Here is a 21,380-nt window from a genome sequence, read left to right on the forward strand (position 1 = left end):
TGAGCGTGTCTCTGATCGCTTCCGACCAATTCCGCATCGTTGTCGGCCTCGGCAAGAGCGGCATGTCCCTGGTTCGCTTCCTGGCGAGCCGGGGCATTGCCTTTGCGGTCGCCGATACCCGCGAGCAACCGCCGGAACTGGACACCCTGCGCCGTGATTACCCGCAGGTGGAAGTGCGCTGTGGTGAGCTGGACGTGGACTTCCTGTGCCGCGCCAACGAGCTGTACGTGAGCCCCGGCCTGGCCCTGGCTACCCCGGCGCTGCAGCAGGCGGCGGCGCGTGGCGTGAAGCTGTCGGGTGACATCGAACTGTTCGCCCGCCATGCCAAGGCGCCGATCGTTGCCATCAGTGGTTCCAATGCCAAGAGCACCGTGACCACCCTGGTCGGCGACATGGCCGCCAAGGCCGGCAAGCGCGTCGCGGTCGGCGGCAACCTCGGTACCCCGGCGCTGGACCTGCTGGCCGACGACGTCGAGCTGTACGTACTTGAACTGTCCAGCTTCCAGCTGGAAACCACCGACCAGCTCAACGCTGAAGTGGCGACCGTGCTGAACATCAGCGAAGACCACATGGACCGCTACAGCGGCCTGCCGGCCTACCACCTGGCCAAGCACCGGATCTTCCGTGGGGCGCGCCAGGTCGTGGTCAACCGCCAGGACGCGCTGAGCCGGCCGCTGCCGGTGGAAGGCCGACCATGCTGGACCTTTGGTCTCAACCAGCCGGACTTCAAGGCCTTTGGCCTGCGCGAAGTCGACGGCGAGAAATACCTGGCATTCGAGTTTCAGCTGCTGATGCCGGTGCGTGAGCTGAAGATTCGTGGCGCCCACAACCAGAGCAACGCGCTGGCGGCGCTGGCCCTGGGGCATGCTGCCGGCCTGTCGTTCGAACCCATGCTCGAAGCCCTGCGCGAGTTCACCGGCCTGGCCCACCGTTGCCAGTGGGTACGCGAGCGTAACGGGGTGAACTGGTACGACGATTCCAAGGCCACCAACGTCGGTGCTGCCCTGGCTGCCATCGAAGGCCTGGGCGCCGATATCGAGGGCAGGCTGGTGCTGATTGCCGGTGGTGATGGCAAGGGTGCCGATTTCACCGCACTGCGCGAGCCGGTCCAGCGCTTCTGCCGCGCCGTGGTCCTGCTTGGCCGTGACGCCGAGCGCCTGGCCCAGGCCCTGGGCGATGGCGTGCCGCTGGTGCGGGTCGGGACTCTCGACGAGGCCGTGCAGCAATGCGCCGAACTGGCCCAGGCTGGCGATGCCGTGCTGCTGTCGCCGGCCTGCGCCAGCCTCGACATGTTCCGCAACTTCGAAGAACGCGGGCGCCTGTTCGCCCAGGCAGCAGGAGGCCTCGCATGATCTTCGGCATCCTCAAGCCGTACCCATCGCCGCTGATCAGTGGCCGGGGCATCGACCTGGACTTCCCGATGCTTGCCGGCTGCCTGGCATTGCTGGGCCTGGGCCTGGTCATGATCACCTCGGCCTCTTCGGAAGTGGCTGCGGTGCAGTCGGGCAATCCGCTTTATCACATGTTCCGCCACCTGGTGTACGTGTTCCTCGGCCTGGTGGCCTGTGGCGCGACCATGATGGTGCCGATCGCCACCTGGCAGCGCATGGGCTTCACCATGCTGCTGGGCGCCTTCGGCTTGCTGGTACTGGTGCTGGTGCCGGGTATCGGCCGTGAAGTGAACGGTTCCATGCGCTGGATCGGTTTCAGCTTCTTCAACGTGCAGCCTTCGGAAATTGCCAAGGTGTTCGTGGTCGTGTACCTGGCGGGCTACCTGGTACGCCGGCAGACCGAGGTGCGTGAAACCTGGATGGGCTTCTTCAAACCGTTCATCGTGCTGCTACCCATGGCTGCCCTGCTGCTGATGGAGCCGGATTTCGGCGCCACCGTGGTAATGATGGGCGCGGCGGCTGCCATGCTGTTCCTCGGCGGTGTCGGGCTGTTCCGCTTCAGCCTGATGGTGGTGCTGGCGGTGGTCGCGGTGTTCGTCCTGGTACAGGCGCAGCCTTACCGCATGGCGCGCCTGATCACCTTCACCGACCCGTGGTCGGATCAGTTCGGCTCGGGTTACCAGCTGACCCAGGCGCTGATTGCCTTCGGCCGTGGTGAGTGGCTGGGTGTTGGCCTGGGCAACAGCGTGCAGAAGCAGTTCTACCTGCCGGAAGCGCACACCGACTTCGTGTTTTCGGTCCTCGCCGAGGAGCTCGGTGTGGTCGGTTCGTTGCTGACCGTCGCACTGTTCGTGTTCGTCACCGTACGGGCCCTGTACATCGGCCTGTGGGCCGAAAAGGCCAAACAGTTCTTTGCCGCCTATGTCGCGTTCGGGCTGGCCTTCCTGTGGATTGGCCAGTTCCTGATCAACATCGGTGTGAACGTCGGCCTGCTGCCGACCAAGGGCTTGACCCTGCCGTTCCTCAGCTACGGGGGCAGCTCGCTGGTGATCTGCTGTGCCTGCGTCGGCCTGTTGCTGCGCATCGAATGGGAAAGCCGCACGCACCTGGGTAGCGAGGAGCACGAATTCAGCGAAAGCGATTTTGCCGAGGAGACCAGTCATGGCCGCTGACGGCAAGAACGTACTGATCATGGCTGGCGGCACCGGGGGCCACGTGTTCCCCGCGCTGGCCTGCGCCCGTGAGTTCCAGGCCCGCGGTTACCGCGTGCACTGGCTGGGCACCCCGCGTGGCATCGAGAACGAGCTGGTGCCCCAGGCTGGCCTGCCGTTGCACCTGATCCAGGTCAGCGGCCTGCGCGGCAAGGGCAAGCTGTCGTTGCTCAAGGCGCCGTTCACCCTGGTCAAGGCCGTGCTGCAGGCCCGGCGCATCATCCGCCAGCTCGAACCAGTGTGCGTGCTGGGCTTTGGCGGCTACGTCACCGGCCCCGGCGGCGTGGCCGCGCGGCTGTGCGGTGTGCCGCTGGTGATCCACGAGCAGAATGCCCGTGCCGGTACCGCCAATCGGTTGCTGGTGCCACTCTCGGCGCGGGTCTGCGAAGCTTTCCCGGACACCTTCGAGGCCAGCGACAAACGTCGCACCACCGGCAACCCGGTACGCCCGGAGCTGTTCATGGACGCGCAACGCGCGCCCCTGGCCGAGCGCCGCGCCCGCCTGTTGGTGCTCGGTGGCAGCCTGGGTGCGGAACCATTGAACAAATTGTTGCCTAAGGCCCTGTCCGAAGTGCCCGCTGCGCTGCGGCCAGAGGTGTTCCACCAGGCCGGCAAGCAACATGCACCGATTACCGCCGAGCGTTATCGCGAGGCCGGTGTCGAGGCTCAGGTAGAACCCTTCATCAAGGACATGGCCCAGGCCTATGGCTGGGCCGACATGGTGGTGTGCCGGGCCGGTGCCCTGACCGTCAGCGAGCTGGCGGCAGCAGGCCTGCCTTCGCTGCTGGTGCCGTTGCCCCACGCCATCGACGACCACCAGACCCACAACGCCCAATATCTGGCCCGGGAAGGTGCTGCCTTCCTGATGCCACAAGCAACAACTGGCGCAGCGCAGCTCGCTGAACGCCTGAACGAGGTGCTGATGCAACCCGAGAAACTCAACGTCATGGCAGGCACCGCGCGGCGCCTGGCCAAACCTGCTGCAACCAGCACCGTGGTCGATATCTGCCTGGAGGTGGCCCATGGTTGAGAGCCAGAAAGCCATGCCCCAGCCGAAAATGGGCCGCATCCGCCGTATTCACTTCGTCGGTATAGGCGGTGTGGGCATGTGCGGCATCGCCGAAGTGTTGCTGAACCTGGGCTATGAAGTGTCCGGTTCCGACCTGAAAGCCTCGCCGGTTACCGAGCGTCTGGAATCGTTCGGCGCCGAGATCTTCGTCGGGCATCGCGCCGAGAACGCCGCCACCGCCGACGTGCTGGTGGTGTCCAGCGCGATCAACCCGGCCAACCCGGAGGTCGCCACCGCGCTGGAACGGCGCATTCCGGTGGTGCCGCGTGCCGAAATGCTCGCCGAGCTGATGCGTTACCGCCATGGCGTCGCCGTTGCCGGTACCCACGGCAAGACCACTACCACCAGCCTGCTGGCCTCGGTATTCGCCGCCGGCGGCCTGGACCCGACCTTCGTCATCGGTGGCCGCCTGACGGCTGCCGGGACCAATGCCCAGTTGGGCACCAGCCGCTACCTGATCGCCGAAGCAGACGAAAGCGACGCCAGCTTCCTGCACCTGCAGCCGATGGTGGCGGTGGTCACCAACATTGACGCCGACCACATGGCGACCTACGAAGGCGACTTCAACAAGCTGAAGAAAACCTTCGTCGAGTTCCTCCACAACCTGCCGTTCTACGGCCTGGCCGTGATGTGCCTGGACGACCCGGTGGTGCGCGAGATCCTGCCGCAGGTCAAGCGCCCGACCGTGACCTACGGTTTCAGCGAAGAAGCCGACGTACGCGCCATCAACGTGCGCCAGCAGGGCATGCAGACCCATTTTACCGTGCTGCGGCGGGACCGCGAGCCGCTGGAAGTGTCGGTGAACATGCCCGGCAACCACAACGTGCTCAATGCCTTGGCCACCATCGCCATCGCCACTGACGAGGGCATCACCGACGAGGCCATCGTCCAGGGCCTGTCCGGCTTCCAGGGGGTCGGTCGACGCTTCCAGGTGTACGGCGAACTGCCGGTCGAAGGCGGCAGCGTGATGCTGGTCGACGACTACGGCCACCACCCGACCGAAGTGGCGGCGGTGATCAAGGCCGTGCGCGGTGGCTGGCCAAGCCGCCGCCTGGTGATCGTCTACCAGCCGCACCGCTACAGCCGCACCCGCGACCTGTACGACGATTTCGTCCAGGTGCTGGGCGATGCCAACGTGCTGCTGCTGATGGAAGTCTACCCGGCGGGCGAAGAGCCGATTCCCGGTGCCGACAGCCGCCAGCTGTGCCACAGCATCCGCCAGCGCGGCAAGCTGGACCCGATCTACATCGAACGTGGCGTCGAGCTGGCGCCGCTGGTCAAGCCACTGCTGCGCGCTGGCGACATCCTGATCTGCCAGGGTGCCGGTGATGTCGGCGGGCTGGCCCCGCAATTGATGAAAAGCCCGCTGTTCGCAGGCGCCAAGCAGGAGAAGTCGAAATGACCAGCGCCTACGCAAAACTGCACTCGACCCTGGACGTCAAGGCGTTCGGCCGCGTCGCGGTGCTGTACGGCGGCAAGAGTGCCGAGCGTGAAGTGTCGCTGAAGTCCGGCGCCGCGGTGATCGACGCGCTGACCACCGCCGGAGTCGACGTGATCGCCATCGACGTGGGTGACGACCTGCTCGAGCGCCTGCAAAGCGAGAAGATCGACCGCGCCTTCATCATCCTCCACGGCCGTGGCGGTGAAGACGGTAGCATGCAGGGCCTGCTCGAGTGCCTGGGCATCCCTTACACCGGCAGCGGCATCCTTGCCTCGGCGTTGGCCATGGACAAGCTGCGCACCAAGCAGGTGTGGCAGAGCCTGGGCATTCCGACCCCACGCCATGCCGTGCTGGCTAGCGAAGAGGATTGCCGCGTGGCCGCCACGGAACTGGGCTTCCCGCTGATCGTCAAACCTGCCCATGAAGGTTCCAGCATCGGCATGGCCAAGGTGAACAGCGCCGAGGAGCTGGTCGCCGCCTGGCAGGATGCCGCCAATTACGATTCGCAGGTACTGGTGGAGCAGTGGATCCACGGCCCGGAGTTCACCGTCGCGGTATTGCGCGGCCAGGTGCTGCCGCCGATCGCCCTGGGTACGCCGCACGTGTTCTACGACTACGACGCCAAGTACATCGCCAACGATACCCAGTACCGCATCCCGTGCGGCCTGGACAGTGTCAAGGAACAGGAACTGATCGACCTGACCGCGCGCGCCTGCGATGCCATCGGCATCGAAGGCTGGGGGCGGCTGGACGTGATGCAGGACGAGCAGGGCCGGTTCTGGCTGCTCGAAGTCAACACCGCACCCGGCATGACCGACCATAGCCTGGTGCCCATGGCGGCTCGCGCGGCCGGCCTGGACTTCCAGCAACTGGTGCTGGCGATCCTGGCCGAAAGCGTGGCGACGCGAGGTTAACAACCATGCAAGGCGCGATGATACGTCAGCAGCAACCCGTTACCGGCCGTAGCAAGCCGGTGCCGCGTGGTGCCAGCCGGCTGGTGGCCGACGAGCCCGTATCGGCGCGCCTGCCGCGGCCCAGCCTGGGCGGCCTCAAGCGCCTGCTGTGGCCGGTGGTGCTGGTGGCGGCCGGCTTTGGTGCCTATGAAGGCGCCATTCGCCTGATGCCGTACGCCGATCGGCCGATCACCAAGATCGATGTGCAGGGCGACCTCAGCTACATCAGCCAGCAGTCGGTGCAACAACGCATTGCGCCGTACGTCGCGGCAAGCTTCTTCAGTGTCGACCTGCCGGCGATGCGTGCCGAGCTCGAGCAGATGCCGTGGATCGCCCATGCCGAAGTGCGCCGGGTGTGGCCCGACGAGGTGGTGATCCACCTGGAAGAACAGTTGCCGGTAGCACGCTGGGGTGACGAGGCCTTGCTCAACAACCAGGGCCAGGCCTTCACCCCGCGCGAACTGGCCAACTACGAGCACCTGCCGCAGCTGGCCGGGCCGCAGCGTGCGCAGCAACAAGTCATGCAGCAGTATCAGGTATTGAGCCAGATGCTGCGCCCCTTGGGCTTTTCCATCGCTCGCCTGGAGCTGCGCGAGCGAGGCAGCTGGTTCCTGACCACCGGTGCGAGCAGCGCCGGGCCGGGTATCGAGCTGCTGCTGGGGCGCGACCATCTGGTGGAGAAGATGCGCCGTTTCATTGCCATTTACGACAAGACGCTTAAAGAGCAGATCACCAACATCGCCCGCATCGATCTGCGATACGCCAACGGACTTGCCGTTGGATGGCGGGAACCGATTGCACCGACGACGGCCCAACCCGCCGTTGCGAAGAATTAGAGAGAGGCAGGACCATGGCAAACGCGCATAGCGGCAAAATGATCGTCGGGCTGGACATCGGCACCTCCAAGGTGGTGGCGCTGGTGGGCGAAGTGGGCGAGGACGGCACCCTGGAAATCGTCGGGATCGGCACCCATCCGTCCCGCGGTCTGAAAAAAGGCGTGGTGGTGAACATCGAGTCCACCGTCCAGTCGATCCAGCGCGCTGTCGAAGAAGCGCAGCTGATGGCCGGCTGCCGCATCCACTCGGCGTTCGTCGGCGTGGCCGGCAACCACATCCGCAGCCTGAACTCCCACGGCATCGTCGCCATCCGCGACCGCGAAGTCAGCCTGGCTGACCTGGAGCGCGTGCTCGATGCCGCCCAGGCCGTCGCCATCCCGGCTGACCAGCGGGTGCTGCACACCCTGCCGCAGGACTACGTGATCGACAACCAGGAAGGCGTGCGCGAGCCGCTGGGCATGTCTGGCGTACGTCTGGAAGCCAAGGTCCATGTAGTCACCTGCGCGGTCAACGCGGCGCAGAACATCGAGAAATGCGTACGCCGCTGCGGCCTGGAGATCGACGATATCATCCTCGAGCAGCTGGCCTCGGCCTACTCGGTGCTGACCGACGATGAAAAAGAACTGGGCGTGTGCCTGGTGGACATCGGCGGTGGCACCACCGATATCGCCATCTTCACCGAGGGCGCGATTCGTCACACCGCAGTGATCCCGATCGCTGGCGACCAGGTGACCAACGACATCGCCATGGCCCTGCGCACGCCGACCCAGTACGCCGAAGAAATCAAGATCCGCTACGCCTGCGCCCTGGCCAAGCTGGCCGGTGCCGGCGAGACCATCAAGGTGCCGAGCGTGGGCGACCGCCCACCGCGCGAGCTGTCGCGCCAGGCCCTGGCCGAGGTGGTGGAGCCGCGTTACGACGAGCTCTTCACCCTGATCCAGGCCGAGCTGCGCCGCAGCGGCTATGAGGACCTGGTGCCGGCCGGCATCGTCCTTACCGGCGGCACCGCGAAGATGGAAGGCGCCGTGGAACTGGCCGAGGAAATCTTCCACATGCCGGTACGCCTAGGCGTGCCGCACAGCGTCCGGGGGCTGAGCGACGTGGTTCGCAACCCGATCTATTCCACTGGCGTGGGCTTGCTCACCTACGGCCTGCAGAAGCAGACCGAAGACCTGCCCCTGACCGGTAACAGCAGCAACAACAGCTATGGCGAGGAACCGAAGGCCCCGGTGCTTGAACGCTTCAAGCGCTGGGTTCAGGGCAACTTCTAAGTTTCAAAGCAGTAGTGGTAGGCGCGACAACTAGAGAACTGTAAGGAGAGGGAAAATGTTCGAGCTCGTAGACAACGTCCCGCAAAGCCCGGTCATCAAGGTGATCGGCGTTGGCGGTGGTGGCGGCAACGCCGTCAACCACATGGTCAAGAGCAGCATCGAAGGCGTGGAGTTCATCTGCGCCAACACCGATGCCCAGGCGCTGAAAAATATCGGCGCGCGCACCATCCTGCAATTGGGCACTGGCGTGACCAAGGGCCTGGGTGCCGGTGCCAACCCGGAAGTCGGCCGCCAGGCCGCGCTGGAAGACCGTGAGCGCATCGCTGAAGTGCTGCAGGGCACCAACATGGTGTTCATCACCACTGGCATGGGCGGCGGTACCGGTACCGGTGCTGCGCCGATCATTGCCGAAGTGGCCAAGGAAATGGGCATTCTCACCGTTGCCGTGGTGACCCGTCCGTTCCCGTTCGAAGGCCGCAAGCGCATGCAGATCGCCGATGAAGGCATTCGCATGCTGGCCGAGAGCGTCGACTCGCTGATCACCATCCCCAACGAGAAGCTGCTGACCATCCTGGGCAAGGATGCCAGCCTGCTGTCCGCCTTCGCCAAGGCTGACGACGTACTCGCCGGTGCGGTGCGCGGTATTTCCGACATCATCAAGCGCCCGGGCATGATCAACGTCGACTTTGCCGACGTACGCACCGTGATGGGCGAAATGGGCATGGCCATGATGGGTACCGGTTGCGCCAGCGGCCCGAACCGTGCGCGAGAAGCAACCGAAGCGGCCATTCGTAACCCGCTGCTGGAAGACGTCAACCTGCAGGGCGCCCGCGGCATCCTGGTGAACATCACCGCCGGCCCGGACCTGTCGCTGGGTGAGTACTCCGACGTGGGTAGCATCATCGAAGCCTTCGCCTCCGACCACGCCATGGTCAAGGTCGGCACCGTGATCGACCCGGACATGCGTGACGAACTGCACGTGACCGTGGTGGCCACTGGCCTGGGCGCGCGCATCGAGAAGCCTGTGAAGGTGGTCGACAACACCCTGCAGACTGCCCAGCAGGCGTATGAAGCATCCAACCCGGCGCCGGTTCGCCAGGAGCAGCCTGCGGTCAACTACCGCGACCTGGAGCGCCCGACCGTGATGCGCAACCAGGCCCATGCAGGTGCTGCTGCAGCGGCTAAACTCAACCCGCAGGATGACCTGGACTACCTCGATATCCCGGCATTTCTGCGTCGTCAGGCTGATTAATGGAATTTATCAGGGGTATAAAGGTGATTGGTATTCATCAAAGGTTGGGTCTGTTATCATCCCCAGCCTTTGTTGATACCTGTTCGCAATTTGCGCTGAAGCGGCCAATGCCATGATTAAACAACGCACCCTGAAGAATACCATCCGTGCCACAGGTGTCGGTCTGCACTCCGGGGAGAAGGTTTACCTGACCCTCAAGCCTGCACCTGTTGACACCGGCATCGTCTTCCGCCGCGCCGACCTCGACCCTGTGGTCGAAATCCCGGCGCGCGCGGCCAACGTCGGCGAGACAACCATGTCGACGACGCTGGTCAACGGTGACGTCAAGGTCGATACGGTCGAGCACCTGCTCTCCGCCATGGCGGGCCTGGGCATCGATAACGCCTACGTCGAGCTCTCCGCCTCGGAAGTGCCGATCATGGATGGCAGCGCCGGACCCTTTGTATTCCTGATTCAGTCTGCCGGCCTGGAAGAACAGGACGCAGCCAAGAAGTTCATCCGTATCCTGCGGGAAGTTACCGTGGAAGAGGGCGACAAGCGCGCCACTTTCCTGCCTTTCGACGGGTTCAAGGTGAGCTTCGAGATCGACTTCGATCACCCAGTGCTTCGCAACCGGACCCAGAGCGCCAGTGTCGACTTTTCCAGCACCTCCTTCGTGAAGGAAGTCAGCCGCGCGCGTACTTTCGGTTTCATGCGTGACATCGAATACCTGCGCAAGCACAACCTTGCGCTGGGTGGCAGTGTCGAGAACGCCATCGTGGTCGATGAGGACGGCGTGCTCAACGAAGACGGCCTTCGTTACGAAGACGAATTCGTCAAGCACAAGATCCTCGACGCCATCGGCGACCTCTACCTGCTGGGCAACAGCCTGATCGGCGAGTTCAAGGGCTTCAAGTCCGGCCACGCGCTGAACAACCAGCTGTTGCGCAAGCTGATTGCCGAAACCGATGCCTGGGAAGTGGTCACCTTCGAAGATGCCAGCACGGCACCGATCTCCTACATGCGCCCTGTTGCGGCCGTGTAAGTTCGAACACTCTCTAGTTCTAAGGCCACCTTCGGGTGGCCTTTTTTATTGCTTGTCTTCCGCGTGGGCAGCCAAACGTTCCAGCGCTGCGCGCAGCCTGGGGTCGGTGATGCCCTCGGCGGTGTCGCGCAGGCTCTCGGCAGCACGGGGCGACAGCTCCGCGGCGTGTGTTCCGCGTTTGGCAGGCACCAGAGGCGGTTGCACCTTGAACAGGATCCGGGTGAGGTTGCCGAACGCCTCCATGGCTTGCAGCTGGCGCTGCAGGCGCTTCTGCTGGTAGCGCAGGCGGGTCGCCCAATGGCCGTCGGTGACGACCAGCAACAAGGTGCCATCGCGCCATGACGCGACATGGCAGTGCTCGCGTGCGGCCGGTTGCAGCTGGCTTTCCAGCAGGCGTTGCAGGTGTTCCAGGCGCTCGGCCTGGTTCAGCAGCAGGCGCAACGGGCGGACCTGGCGCAGCAGGGCCGAGGGCGGCTGGGCGGGGGAGGGTTTGTAGGCCATGGGGTTACGCATGAGGTTACATGGTCCGCAGTCTAACATCTCTATAGCCTGCACTGGCCTCTTCGCGGGTGTATCCGCGAAGAGGCCGGCACGGATATCACAAGACTCATTCTCGATACGTTTCATCTTCCCGAACCTTGAACTCAGGGAAAATACCCCTATCTAAAACAGGCCCCCGCCAAAGCGCTGTGCCAGCATCGTGGAAATCCACCACTTTCCTCACCATCGTTTCCGGGTAGAATGCTCGTTCGCATGCGGCCTCAGGGCTGCACGGGCGACTCATGGGGCCGCCCTCCATCCCTACGTGTGGAAGATCCTGCCGATATGTTTGCGCCTTTGTTAAAGAAACTTTTTGGAAGCAAGAACGAGCGTGAAGTGAAACGCATGCTCAAGACGGTGAACATCGTCAATGCTCTCGAAGAGAAGATGGTGGCCCTCTCCGACGAGCAACTGCGGGGCAAGACCGCAGAGTTCAAGGAGCGCCTGGCCAAAGGCGAGACACTGGACCAGTTGCTGCCGGAAGCCTTCGCCGTGGCCCGTGAGGCCGGCAAGCGCGTGATGGGCATGCGCCACTTCGACGTGCAGCTGATCGGCGGCATGACCCTGCACGAGGGCATGATCGCAGAAATGCGTACCGGTGAAGGCAAGACCTTGGTCGGTACCCTGGCCGTGTACCTCAACGCATTGTCCGGCAAGGGCGTGCACGTGGTTACCGTCAACGACTACCTGGCCCGCCGTGACGCCAACTGGATGCGCCCGCTGTACGAATTCCTCGGCCTGTCCGTGGGTATTGTTTCGGCCTTCCAGCCGCCGGAAGAAAAGCGCGCGGCCTACGCGGCCGACATCACCTACGGTACCAACAACGAATTCGGTTTCGACTACCTGCGCGACAACATGGCGTTCAGCCAGGAAGAGAAGTTCCAGCGTGAACTGAACTTCGCCGTGATCGACGAAGTCGACTCCATCCTCATCGACGAAGCGCGCACCCCGCTGATCATTTCCGGCCAGGCCGAGGACAGCTCCAAGCTGTACATCGAGATCAACCGCCTGATTCCGCGCCTGAAGCAGCATATCGAGGAAGTGGAAGGCCAGGTCACCCAGGAAGGCCACTTCACCATCGACGAGAAGAGCCGCCAGGTCGAGCTGAACGAAGCCGGTCACCAGTTCATCGAAGAGATGCTCACCCAGGCCGGCCTGCTGGCCGAGGGCGAGAGCCTGTACTCGGCGCACAACCTGAGCCTGCTGACCCACGTCTATGCCGGCCTGCGCGCGCACAAGCTGTTCCACCGCAACATCGAATACATCGTCCAGGATGGCCAGGTTCTGCTGATCGACGAGCACACCGGCCGTACCATGCCGGGGCGTCGTCTGTCCGAAGGCCTGCACCAGGCCATCGAAGCGAAAGAGAACCTGAACATCCAGGCCGAGAGCCAGACCCTGGCTTCGACCACCTTCCAGAACTACTTCCGCCTGTACACCAAGTTGTCCGGCATGACCGGTACCGCCGACACCGAAGCGTTCGAGTTCCAGTCGATCTACGGCCTCAACGTGATGGTCATTCCGCCGAACAAGCCGTTGGCGCGTAAAGACTTCAACGACCTGGTGTACCTGACCGCCGACGAGAAATACGCCGCGATCATCGCCGACATCAAGGAAAGCATGAAGCAGGGCCGCCCGGTACTGGTCGGTACGGCGACCATCGAAACGTCGGAGCACATGTCCAACCTCCTGAAAAAGGAAGGTATCGAGCACAAGGTGCTCAACGCCAAGTACCACGAGAAGGAAGCCGAGATCATCGCCCAGGCGGGTGCGCCAGGCGCCCTGACCATCGCCACCAACATGGCCGGCCGTGGTACCGACATCCTGTTGGGCGGCAACTGGGAGGCCGAAGTAGCCGCCCTGGAAAACCCCACCGCCGAGCAGATCGCCCAGATCAAGGCCGACTGGCAGAAGCGTCATCAGCAGGTGATCGAGTCGGGTGGCCTGCACGTGATCGCCTCCGAGCGTCACGAATCGCGCCGCATCGACAACCAGTTGCGTGGCCGTTCCGGTCGTCAGGGCGACCCGGGTTCCAGCCGCTTCTACCTGTCGCTGGAAGACAGCCTGATGCGTATCTTCGCCTCTGACCGGGTGAAGAACTTCATGAAGGCGCTGGGCATGCAGTCGGGCGAGGCGATCGAACACCGCATGGTCACCAACGCCATCGAAAAGGCCCAGCGCAAGGTCGAAGGCCGCAACTTCGACATCCGCAAGCAATTGCTCGAATACGACGACGTGGCCAACGAGCAGCGCAAGGTGATCTACCACATGCGCAACAGCCTGCTGGCCGCCGAGAACATCGGCGACACCATCGTCGAGTTCCGCAAGGAAGTACTGGACGCTACCATCAGCCAGCACATTCCGCCGCAGTCGCTGCCCGAGCAGTGGGACGTGGCCGGCCTGGAAGCTTCGCTGGCCAGCGATTTCGCCATCAAGCTGCCGATCCAGCAGTGGCTCGACGAGGACGATCACCTCTACGAGGAGACCCTGCGCGAGAAGCTGCTGAACGAGATCACCACTGCGTACACCGAGAAGGAAGACCAGGCCGGTATCGAGGCCCTGCGTACCTTCGAGAAGCAGATTCTGCTGCGTGTGCTGGACGACCTGTGGAAAGACCACCTGTCGACCATGGACCACCTGCGTCACGGTATCCACCTGCGTGGTTATGCGCAGAAGAACCCGAAGCAGGAGTACAAGCGCGAGTCCTTCAGCCTGTTCCAGGAGCTGCTCGAGTCGATCAAGCGCGACACCATCCGCGTGCTGTCGCACGTTCAGGTGCGCCGCGAAGACCCGGCCGAAGAGGAAGCCCGCCTGCGTCGCGAGGCAGAGGAACTGGCCAGCCGCATGCAGTTCCAGCACGCCGCTGCCCCGGGCCTGGAAAGCGAGCAACTGAGCGAAGAGGGCGCCGAAGTGGCGGTCGCCCCGACGCCGGTACGCAACGACCAGAAGCTGGGCCGCAACGAGCCTTGCTGGTGCGGTTCGGGCAAGAAGTTCAAGCATTGCCACGGGCAGATCGAATGATCTGACCAGGTTGTTGTAACCTGAAACATCCGGGGCCGCTTTGCGCCCCGTTCGCGGCACGAGGCCGCTCCTGCCGGGATCGCGCGCGCCAATGGTTGCGGTGTCCTTGTAGGAGCGGCCTCGTGCCGCGAATGGGGCGCGAAGCGGCCCAGCTCTTCCATCACCTGTCCACCGTATTTTCTAGGAGCGCTCTAATGGCTGTTGGTCTTGGTCCTTTGCCCACCCTGCACCCGGTACCGGGTTTTGAACTCGGTATCGCTTCTGCCGGTATCAAGCGCCCGGGGCGCAAGGACGTGGTGGTGATGCGCTGTGCCGAAGGTTCCAGCGTGGCGGGCGTATTCACCCTCAATGCCTTCTGCGCAGCACCGGTGATCCTGTCCAAGCAGCGTGTACAGGGCACCGTGCGCTACCTGCTGACCAACACCGGCAACGCCAACGCCGGTACCGGCGCGCCAGGCCTGGCTGCCGCCGAGCGCACCTGCGCCAAGCTGGCCGAACTGGCCGGCGTACCGGCCGAGTCGGTACTGCCGTTCTCCACGGGCGTGATCGGCGAACCGTTGCCGGTGGAGAAGATCGAAGGCGCGCTGCAGGCCGCCCTCGACGACCTGTCGGAAAACCACTGGGCCGAAGCCGCCACCGGCATCATGACCACCGACACCCTGCCCAAGGGCGCCAGCCGCCAGTTCCAGCACGATGGCGTGACCGTTACCGTGACCGGCATCAGCAAGGGTGCCGGCATGATCCGCCCGAACATGGCCACCATGCTCGGCTATATCGCCACGGATGCCAAGGTTGCCCCGGCGGTGCTCAAGGACCTGATCCTCGACGGCGCCAACAAGTCGTTCAACCGCATCACCATCGATGGCGACACCTCGACCAACGACTGCTGCATGCTGATTGCCACCGGCAAGGCCAACCTGCCGGAAGTCACCGAAGCCAGCGGCGCGCTGTTCGAAGCGCTGAAGAAGGCGGTGTTCGAAGTGTGCATGGAAGTGGCCCAGGCCATCGTCCGTGACGGCGAAGGTGCCACCAAGTTCGTGACCGTGCAGGTCAACGGCGGCGGCAACCACCAGGAATGCCTGGATGTCGGTTACGCCGTGGCCCACTCGCCGCTGATCAAGACTGCGCTGTTTGCCTCCGACCCGAACTGGGGCCGCATCCTTGCCGCCGTCGGCCGTGCCGGCGTGCCGGAGCTGGATGTGAACCTGATCGATGTGTACCTGGACAACGTCTGCATCGCCAGCAAAGGCGGGCGCAGCCCGAGCTATACCGAAGACCAGGGCGCCAGGGTCATGGCCCAGGAAGAAATCACCATCCGCATCGAGCTGGGGCGCGGGCAGTGCAGCGAAACCATCTGGACCACCGACCTGTCCCACGAGTACGTGAAAATCAACGCCGAATACCGTACCTGATGTAAATGGGGCCGCTTTGCGGCCCTTTCGCGGGCAAATCCGCTCGTACAGGGGCTTTACGGTCCTTGTATCAGATTTACCCGCGAAAAGGCGGCAAAACAGCCCCAGAATCCCCAGATACATGGAGCCGAACCATGAGCTATCAATTGATTATCGGCGACAAGCTGTATTCCTCCTGGTCGCTGCGCGGCGCACTCGCCCTCGAACTGGCTGGCGTGCCCTACGAAGAAACCCTGATCAGGCTCAAGCAGCCTGACACCCGTCAGCGCATCCTGGCATTCTCCTCCACCGGCAAGGTGCCGCTGCTGAAGACCGAGCACGGGGTGATCGCCGACTCGCTGGCCATCGCCGAATACCTCAACGAACGCCACCCCGAGGCCCAGCTGTGGCCTGCCGACATGGCTGCCCGGGCGCAGGCCCGCTCGGCCTGCGCGCAGATGCATAGCGGCTTCCTCGCCCTGCGCAGTGCCATGCCGTTCGACCTTTCGCGCGACCAGGCGCTGGACAGCGTGCCGCTGGAGGTACAAATCGATATCGACCGTGTCGTTGCGCTGTGGTCCGAATGCCGCTTGGTAGCCAAGGAAAGCGGCCCGTTCCTGTTCGGCAAGCCGAGCCTGGCCGATGCTTTCTTCGCCCCGGTGGCCGTGCGCCTGCGCACCTACCGCGTGGAAGTGCCCGCCGAGGCGGCGGCCTATATCGAGACCATTTATCAATGGCCGGCCTTCCAGGCCTGGCAACGGGCTGGCCTGGCGGAGCGTGAAGGGTGAAACGGATTCATGTTGTAGCAGCCGTCATTCGCGGTAGCGATGGCCGCATCCTGATCGCGCGCCGCGCCGATACCCAGCATCAGGGCGGATTGTGGGAGTTCCCCGGTGGCAAGGTGGAGGAGGGCGAAGGCGTCGAGGCGGCGCTGTCCCGTGAGTTGCGCGAAGAGCTGGGCATCGAGGTGAGCCGCTCGCGCGCGCTGATCAAGGTCAGCCACGATTACCCGGACAAACAGGTGCTGCTGGACGTTCGTGAAGTCGAGGCGTTTACCGGTGAACCGCATGGCGCCGAGGGTCAGCCGCTGGCTTGGGTTGCCCCGCGCGATCTGGCGCAATACGAATTCCCCGAGGCCAACAAGCCGATCGTTGCCGCCGCACGCCTGCCGGACCAGTACCTGATCACCCCGGATGGCCTGGAAGTGCCGCAGTTGCTCAAGGGTATCCAGAAGGCCGTGGCCGGTGGCATGCGCCTGATCCAGTTGCGTGCGCCGGACATGTACGACCCCAAGTACCGCGACGTGGCGGTGGACGCGGTCGGGCTGTGCGCCGGCAAGGCACAGCTGATGCTCAAGGGGCCACTGGAATGGCTGGGCGACTTTCCTTCGGCGGGCTGGCACCTGACCGCCGCACAATTGCGCAAGTATGCGCCCAATGGCCGGCCGTTCCCCCGTGAGCGTTGGCTGGCTGCTTCCTGCCATAGCGCTGAAGAGCTGGCGCTGGCGGAACAGATGGGTGTCGACTTCGTGACCTTGTCGCCAGTGCAGGCGACCCAGACTCACCCTGACGCCGTGCCGCTGGGGTGGGACGAAGCGCAGCGGATGGTTGCCGGGTTCAACAAGCCGGTCTACCTGCTGGGTGGGGTTGGGCCAGGTGAGCGGGAGCAGGCCTGGGCTGCCGGGGCGCAGGGTGTGGCCGGGATTCGAGCGTTCTGGCCGGAAATTTGAGCCGCCGGTAACTGGGGCTGCAAAGCAGCCCCACCATCTCAGCCTCCAGATTTGGCCGCAGGCTGCCACAACACTTCGGCAACCCCCTGGCGCCGCCCGATGATCCGTGCCGCCACGAACAGCAGGTCGGATAGCCGGTTGATATACGCCAACCCAACCCCCGCCAATGGCTCCTCGGCATTCAAATGCTGACACCGCCGCTCCGCGCTGCGCGCCAGGCTCCGGCACACATGCGCCTGTGCCACCAGGGCCGAGCCACTGGGCAGGATGAAGTTCTTCAGCGGCCCCAGTTCTTCGTTCCACACATCGATCGCGGCTTCCAGGCGTTCCACCTCCGCCGTGTCCAGTGCCTGGTAACTGGGCATGGCCAGCTCACCCCCCAGGTCGAACAAGCGATGCTGGCAGGGCGCTAGCACCTGGCTCACTTCGTCCAACCCTTGTTCGGCCAGCCCTGCCAGCAGCAACCCCAATTGGCTGTTCAGGCTGTCCACCTCGCCGATCGCCTCGATCCGCGGGTGGTCCTTGGCTACGCGGCGGCCATCGCCCAGCCCGGTCTCGCCCTTGTCGCCAGTGCGCGTATAGATCTTTGACAGGCGATAGCCCATGTCATGCCTCCGTTGTGGCCGGCGCAATCGCGGCCGGCTGGGCAAGGGGCAGACGCAGGGTGAAGCAGGTGCCCTGGCCGGGCGTTGACTGCACTTCCATCTGCCCCTTGTGGTTATTGGTGATGATGAAGTACGAAACCGACAGGCCCAGCCCGGTGCCCTGGCCGATGTCCTTGGTGGTGAAGAAAGGCTCGAAGGTACGCTTGCGCACCCCTTCTGGCATGCCGACGCCGTTGTCCTCGACCTGGATTTCCGCCCACGGCGGGTTAAGCCGGGTGCGCAGGATGATACGCCCGGGCTCGCTCGGCTTCGGCCGCTGGTGGATGGCCTGGGCGGCGTTCTTCAGCAGGTTGAGCAGCACCTGCTCCAGTTCGTTGGCGGTGCATGGCACCGGGCCCAGTTCCGGGTCGAACTGGCGTACGATGGCCGTGCCCTTGAAGTCGAAGCCGATGGCCAGGTCGAAGTCGTTGCCGGCAATCTCTACCGCCTGGTCGATCAGTGCCGGCAGGTCGCACGGCGCCAGTTGGCGGTTGCTGCGGCGGCTGAAGCTGAGCATGTGGGTGACGATTTTCGCCGCCCGGGCGCCGGCCTGCTGGATGCCGTCAAGCAATTGCGGTACATCGCGGCTGTCCAGGTAGCGGTTTACCGTAACCAGGTCGATGCCCAGCTCTTCGGCCTGCTCGAGGTTGCGCGGCAACTCTGGCGACAGGCGCCGGCGGATGTTCTGCACATTATGCAGGATCGCGCCCAACGGGTTGTTGATCTCGTGGGCCATGCCGGCGGCCAGGCCGCCGACCGAAAGCATTTTCTCCGATTGCACCATCATTTCTTCCAGCGACAGGCGCTGGGTGATGTCGTCGATGCGGATGACCACGCCACGGCCACCGCCGCCGGTCAATGGGTAGAAGGTCAGGGCATAGTGGCGCAGGTCGTCGCCCTTGGGCCAGGTGACCCGCTCGATCTTCGCCACCCGGTGCTTTTCCACGGTTTCCTTCAGTTGCGGCAGGAACGGCTTGAGCGGTTCGAAGGCAATGAAGATCGGCTGGTTCAGCGCCTCGTCCAGTGGCGTGCCGGAAAGCACCGTGGCTTCATGGTTCCACTGGGTCACGTAGAGCTGCTCGTCAAGGGCGATCAGCGCCGAGGGCATCGAGTCGATGATGCTGTTGAGGTAGTTCTGGAAACCGGTGAGCTTTTTCTCGATCTTGCTGCGCACCTGGACTTCCAGCTCCAGCTTGCGGTTGGTGTGGCGGGTTTCCTCAGCCAGGCCCTGGGCCTGGTCATAGGCTTCCTGAAACTCGTCGCGGGTGCGCTTGAGCTGCTGTTCGCGGGCTTCGATGCGTGAAAGCATGGTGTTGAACGCTTCGGCGAGGCTGCCGATTTCGTCGTCGTTGCCACGCTGGGCGCGCAGGGAGTAGCTTTCTTCGCGGGTGACCTGGCGGCTGAGTTCCTCGAGCTGGTTGATCGGCTGGGTGATCAGGCGTTTTATCTGCCGGGCAATGAAGATCCACAGCAGGATGCTGAACACCAGAATGGCCAGGCTGGCGCTGAGAGTGCCGGTGTAGAAGGCAGTAGGCAGCTCGCTGCTGGCCACCAGCAGCAGGTGGGCCGGCGGGTTGGCCTCGCGCGGCATGCGGATCAGCTGGGTACTGCGAAATTCCATCAGGCGCCAGCCATCGATGTTGCGAAAACGCTTGGGCAGGGGCAGCGGCTCGCCATGCTGCAACTGCGCCAGCATGCGGCCGTCGCCACCGTAGACGGCGGCGGCGCGCAGCGGCGTGTAGCTGTCCAACTCCTTGAGCAGGGCGCTGGCGGCGTCCGGGTTGTCGCCGGCGCGGGCTGCCAGCTGCGGGTTGGCCACCAGCCGGCCGATGGTGTGCAGCGCCTGTGGCGCCATGCTCTCCTGGGTGATCCAGTAGGCGGCGCTGATGAAAGTGAGGTTGGCCACCAGCAGGATGGTCACCAGTAGTACCAGCAGGGCCGCCAGCAGCTTCTGCCCGACCGGGAGGTTTTCCAGGCGTTGGCGCAAGGTCATGGGCGAGGCAATGTCCTTATCCGGTTGAAAGGGCCGCGTCAGTCGCAGGGCAAGCCACGCATGCGCAGGTTATCGACCAGGCGCTGCTGCAGGTGTTCCAGCGCTGGCAATTGCAGGCGATGACGGCCAGCGGCGCGGCAGGCGTGGCCGAGCAGGTAATGCACCTCGGTGCGGCGGCCGGCGCGAACGTCCTGGTACATGGAAGAGTAGTTGGCTGCGGTGGCGACGATCACCCGCTGGACTTCCTCGTTCAGTTCAACCGCCGCCTCCGGCTGGCCGCAGTGGCGCAGCAGCCGGGCCAGCTCGGCGCACACTGCGTCCACTTCGCCCAGGTGCCCCAGCAGGCCGCCGTTCTGGCAGTCGTGCAGTACGGTCAGCGGGTTGATGGCGCAATTGAGTGCCAGTTTGCGCCACAGGCGGGTGACAATGTCCACCGTCCATCTGGCAGGGATGGCGGCTTCGTGCAGGTCATCGAACCAGGCCGGGACCGCGGGGTTGCGCGGGTCGCCCAGCCAGTTGAAACCGTGGCCGGCAAACCGTACCTGCCAGTCGCCCTCGCGAAACGCACCTTCGGTACTGGAGGCGAAGATGCACCGCGCGTGGGGGACCAGATCGGCCACCTCGTCCTGGCTGCCCAGGCCATTCTGCAACAGCACTACCTCGGCGTCATCGGCCAGCCGCGCTGCCACCCCGGCTATCGCCGGGGCGGCGTCGTAGGCCTTGCAGGCCACCAGCAGGCGGTGGACAGGGCCGTGAGCCTGCGCGGTTTCGGCAGGGATGGCGTAGTGGTGTTGCTGGTCCTGTTCCACCAAGGTCAGGCCGCCGGCCTGCTGGTAGGCCTGCAAGCGCTGCCCGTCGCGCAGGATCAGGCGCACTGCCTTGCCTGCACGCGCCAGGCGGCAGGCCCACAGGCTGCCCAGGCTACCGGCGCCGAGAATATGCCAGGTGCTGCTCATATGCGTTTCGCAACCCGTTATAATGAGCCCGCATTTTAACCGTCAAACCCAGCGCGCTCCATCTTCAGCCTGAGCGCGCTTTTATTTTGGGAGAACAACCATGCCTTCGTTCGACGTGGTATCGGAACTGGACAAGCACGAAGTGCAGAACGCGGTCGACAACGCCATCAAGGACCTGGACCGCCGCTACGACCTCAAGGGCAAGGGCAGCTTCGAGTTCAAGGACAAGGAGCAGACCGTGGTGCTCACCGCCGAGGAGGAGTTCCAGCTCGAAGCGATGCTGGAAATCCTGCGCCTGGCGCTGGTCAAGCGCAAGATCGACGTGAAGTGCCTGGAAACCAAGGACCCGTACGCCTCGGGCAAGGAAAAGAAACAGGAAGCCAAGTTCCGCGAAGGCATCGACAAGGACCTGGCCAAGAAGATCGTCGCCACCATCAAGGACGGCAAGCTCAAGGTCCAGGCTGCGATCCAGGGTGAGCAGGTACGTGTTACCGGCAAGAAGCGCGACGACCTGCAGGAAGCCATTGCCCTGCTGCGCACCAAGGAATTCGACATGCCGCTGCAGTTCAACAACTTCCGCGACTGATGCAGGAGCCAACCGGAACCCGCATGGCAAAATGATGTCCATGGGCCCCGGGCTGCGCAAACATGCGCGGCC

Annotated in this window: 18 protein-coding genes; 14 read left to right on the plus strand and 4 right to left on the minus strand. The window is 64.1% G+C overall.

Annotated elements, in window-relative coordinates; genetic code table 11:
• The first annotated feature begins 5 nt into the window (after positions 1-5).
• The 9 genes from murD (at position 6) to lpxC (ending at position 10,448) form a co-directional block, all read left to right on the plus strand.
• Positions 6-1,352, plus strand: a complete 1,347-nt coding sequence (gene murD, locus ACVWZT_RS13375) for a UDP-N-acetylmuramoyl-L-alanine--D-glutamate ligase (protein WP_296234178.1) — start codon at positions 6-8, stop codon at positions 1,350-1,352.
• Positions 1,349-2,563 (plus strand): putative lipid II flippase FtsW, encoded by a 1,215-nt coding sequence (gene ftsW / locus ACVWZT_RS13380; protein ID WP_414707213.1) that lies wholly within the window; start codon positions 1,349-1,351, stop codon positions 2,561-2,563. Before murD ends, ftsW begins: the two co-directional genes overlap by 4 nt.
• A complete protein-coding gene (gene murG / locus ACVWZT_RS13385; RefSeq protein ID WP_296234175.1) occupies positions 2,553-3,632 on the plus strand; it encodes an undecaprenyldiphospho-muramoylpentapeptide beta-N-acetylglucosaminyltransferase in 1,080 nt (359 codons plus the stop codon). Before ftsW ends, murG begins: the two co-directional genes overlap by 11 nt.
• On the plus strand, positions 3,625-5,073 hold the full coding sequence (murC, locus tag ACVWZT_RS13390) for a UDP-N-acetylmuramate--L-alanine ligase (RefSeq protein ID WP_225779162.1): 1,449 nt from the start codon (positions 3,625-3,627) through the stop codon (positions 5,071-5,073). The genes murG and murC overlap by 8 nt, the downstream gene beginning before the upstream one ends.
• A complete protein-coding gene (locus tag ACVWZT_RS13395; protein ID WP_457469719.1) occupies positions 5,070-6,026 on the plus strand; it encodes a D-alanine--D-alanine ligase in 957 nt (318 codons plus the stop codon). The genes murC and ACVWZT_RS13395 overlap by 4 nt, the downstream gene beginning before the upstream one ends.
• A gap of 5 nt (positions 6,027-6,031) precedes the next feature.
• Positions 6,032-6,901, plus strand: a complete 870-nt coding sequence (locus ACVWZT_RS13400) for a cell division protein FtsQ/DivIB (protein ID WP_186675142.1) — start codon at positions 6,032-6,034, stop codon at positions 6,899-6,901.
• 14 nt (positions 6,902-6,915) lie between these two features.
• The gene (gene ftsA / locus ACVWZT_RS13405) at positions 6,916-8,172 is read left to right on the plus strand and encodes a cell division protein FtsA (RefSeq protein WP_296234170.1); all 1,257 of its coding nucleotides are present in this window, start codon (positions 6,916-6,918) and stop codon (positions 8,170-8,172) included.
• A 55-nt stretch (positions 8,173-8,227) separates the two neighbouring features.
• A complete protein-coding gene (gene ftsZ, locus ACVWZT_RS13410) occupies positions 8,228-9,424 on the plus strand; it encodes a cell division protein FtsZ (protein WP_003251871.1) in 1,197 nt (398 codons plus the stop codon).
• A gap of 112 nt (positions 9,425-9,536) precedes the next feature.
• Positions 9,537-10,448 carry a UDP-3-O-acyl-N-acetylglucosamine deacetylase gene (gene lpxC, locus ACVWZT_RS13415; protein ID WP_112250319.1) on the plus strand — a complete coding sequence of 304 codons (912 nt, stop codon included), beginning with the start codon at positions 9,537-9,539 and terminating at the stop codon, positions 10,446-10,448.
• A 45-nt stretch (positions 10,449-10,493) separates the two neighbouring features.
• Here lpxC and ACVWZT_RS13420 read toward each other — a convergent pair whose 3' ends face one another.
• A complete protein-coding gene (locus ACVWZT_RS13420) occupies positions 10,494-10,949 on the minus strand; it encodes a DUF721 domain-containing protein (protein WP_225780738.1) in 456 nt (151 codons plus the stop codon).
• Positions 10,950-11,273: 324 nt separating this feature from the next.
• Here ACVWZT_RS13420 and secA point away from each other — a divergent pair, with 324 nt between their 5' ends.
• From secA to ACVWZT_RS13440, 4 genes are all read left to right on the plus strand, one after another.
• The gene (secA, locus tag ACVWZT_RS13425; protein ID WP_296234168.1) at positions 11,274-14,009 is read left to right on the plus strand and encodes a preprotein translocase subunit SecA; all 2,736 of its coding nucleotides are present in this window, start codon (positions 11,274-11,276) and stop codon (positions 14,007-14,009) included.
• A gap of 194 nt (positions 14,010-14,203) precedes the next feature.
• Positions 14,204-15,421 carry a bifunctional glutamate N-acetyltransferase/amino-acid acetyltransferase ArgJ gene (gene argJ, locus ACVWZT_RS13430; RefSeq protein ID WP_457469722.1) on the plus strand — a complete coding sequence of 406 codons (1,218 nt, stop codon included), beginning with the start codon at positions 14,204-14,206 and terminating at the stop codon, positions 15,419-15,421.
• A gap of 134 nt (positions 15,422-15,555) precedes the next feature.
• Positions 15,556-16,188: a glutathione S-transferase family protein gene (locus ACVWZT_RS13435; protein WP_457469724.1), complete on the plus strand. Its 633-nt coding sequence runs from the start codon at positions 15,556-15,558 to the stop codon at positions 16,186-16,188.
• Entirely contained in the window at positions 16,185-17,129 is a 945-nt protein-coding gene (locus tag ACVWZT_RS13440) for a Nudix family hydrolase (protein WP_457469726.1), read from the plus strand. The genes ACVWZT_RS13435 and ACVWZT_RS13440 overlap by 4 nt, the downstream gene beginning before the upstream one ends.
• Positions 17,130-17,167: 38 nt before the next feature.
• On the opposite strand, the gene ACVWZT_RS13445 is transcribed toward ACVWZT_RS13440, so the two are convergent.
• Genes ACVWZT_RS13445 through ACVWZT_RS13455 form a run of 3 tightly spaced genes read right to left on the minus strand, consistent with a single transcriptional unit; the run spans position 17,168 to position 20,722 of the window.
• Complete coding sequence (locus ACVWZT_RS13445) at positions 17,168-17,734, minus strand: cob(I)yrinic acid a,c-diamide adenosyltransferase (protein ID WP_457469728.1); 567 nt, start codon at positions 17,732-17,734, stop codon at positions 17,168-17,170.
• 1 nt (position 17,735) lies between these two features.
• On the minus strand, positions 17,736-19,766 hold the full coding sequence (locus ACVWZT_RS13450; protein WP_457469730.1) for a sensor histidine kinase: 2,031 nt from the start codon (positions 19,764-19,766) through the stop codon (positions 17,736-17,738).
• A gap of 38 nt (positions 19,767-19,804) precedes the next feature.
• Entirely contained in the window at positions 19,805-20,722 is a 918-nt protein-coding gene (locus ACVWZT_RS13455; protein WP_457469732.1) for a putative 2-dehydropantoate 2-reductase, read from the minus strand.
• A 100-nt stretch (positions 20,723-20,822) separates the two neighbouring features.
• Here ACVWZT_RS13455 and ACVWZT_RS13460 point away from each other — a divergent pair, with 100 nt between their 5' ends.
• Entirely contained in the window at positions 20,823-21,308 is a 486-nt protein-coding gene (locus tag ACVWZT_RS13460; protein ID WP_054884610.1) for a YajQ family cyclic di-GMP-binding protein, read from the plus strand.
• The last annotated feature ends 72 nt before the right edge of the window (positions 21,309-21,380 follow it).

The sequence above is a fragment of the Pseudomonas sp. TE21394 genome, from assembly GCF_054057835.1.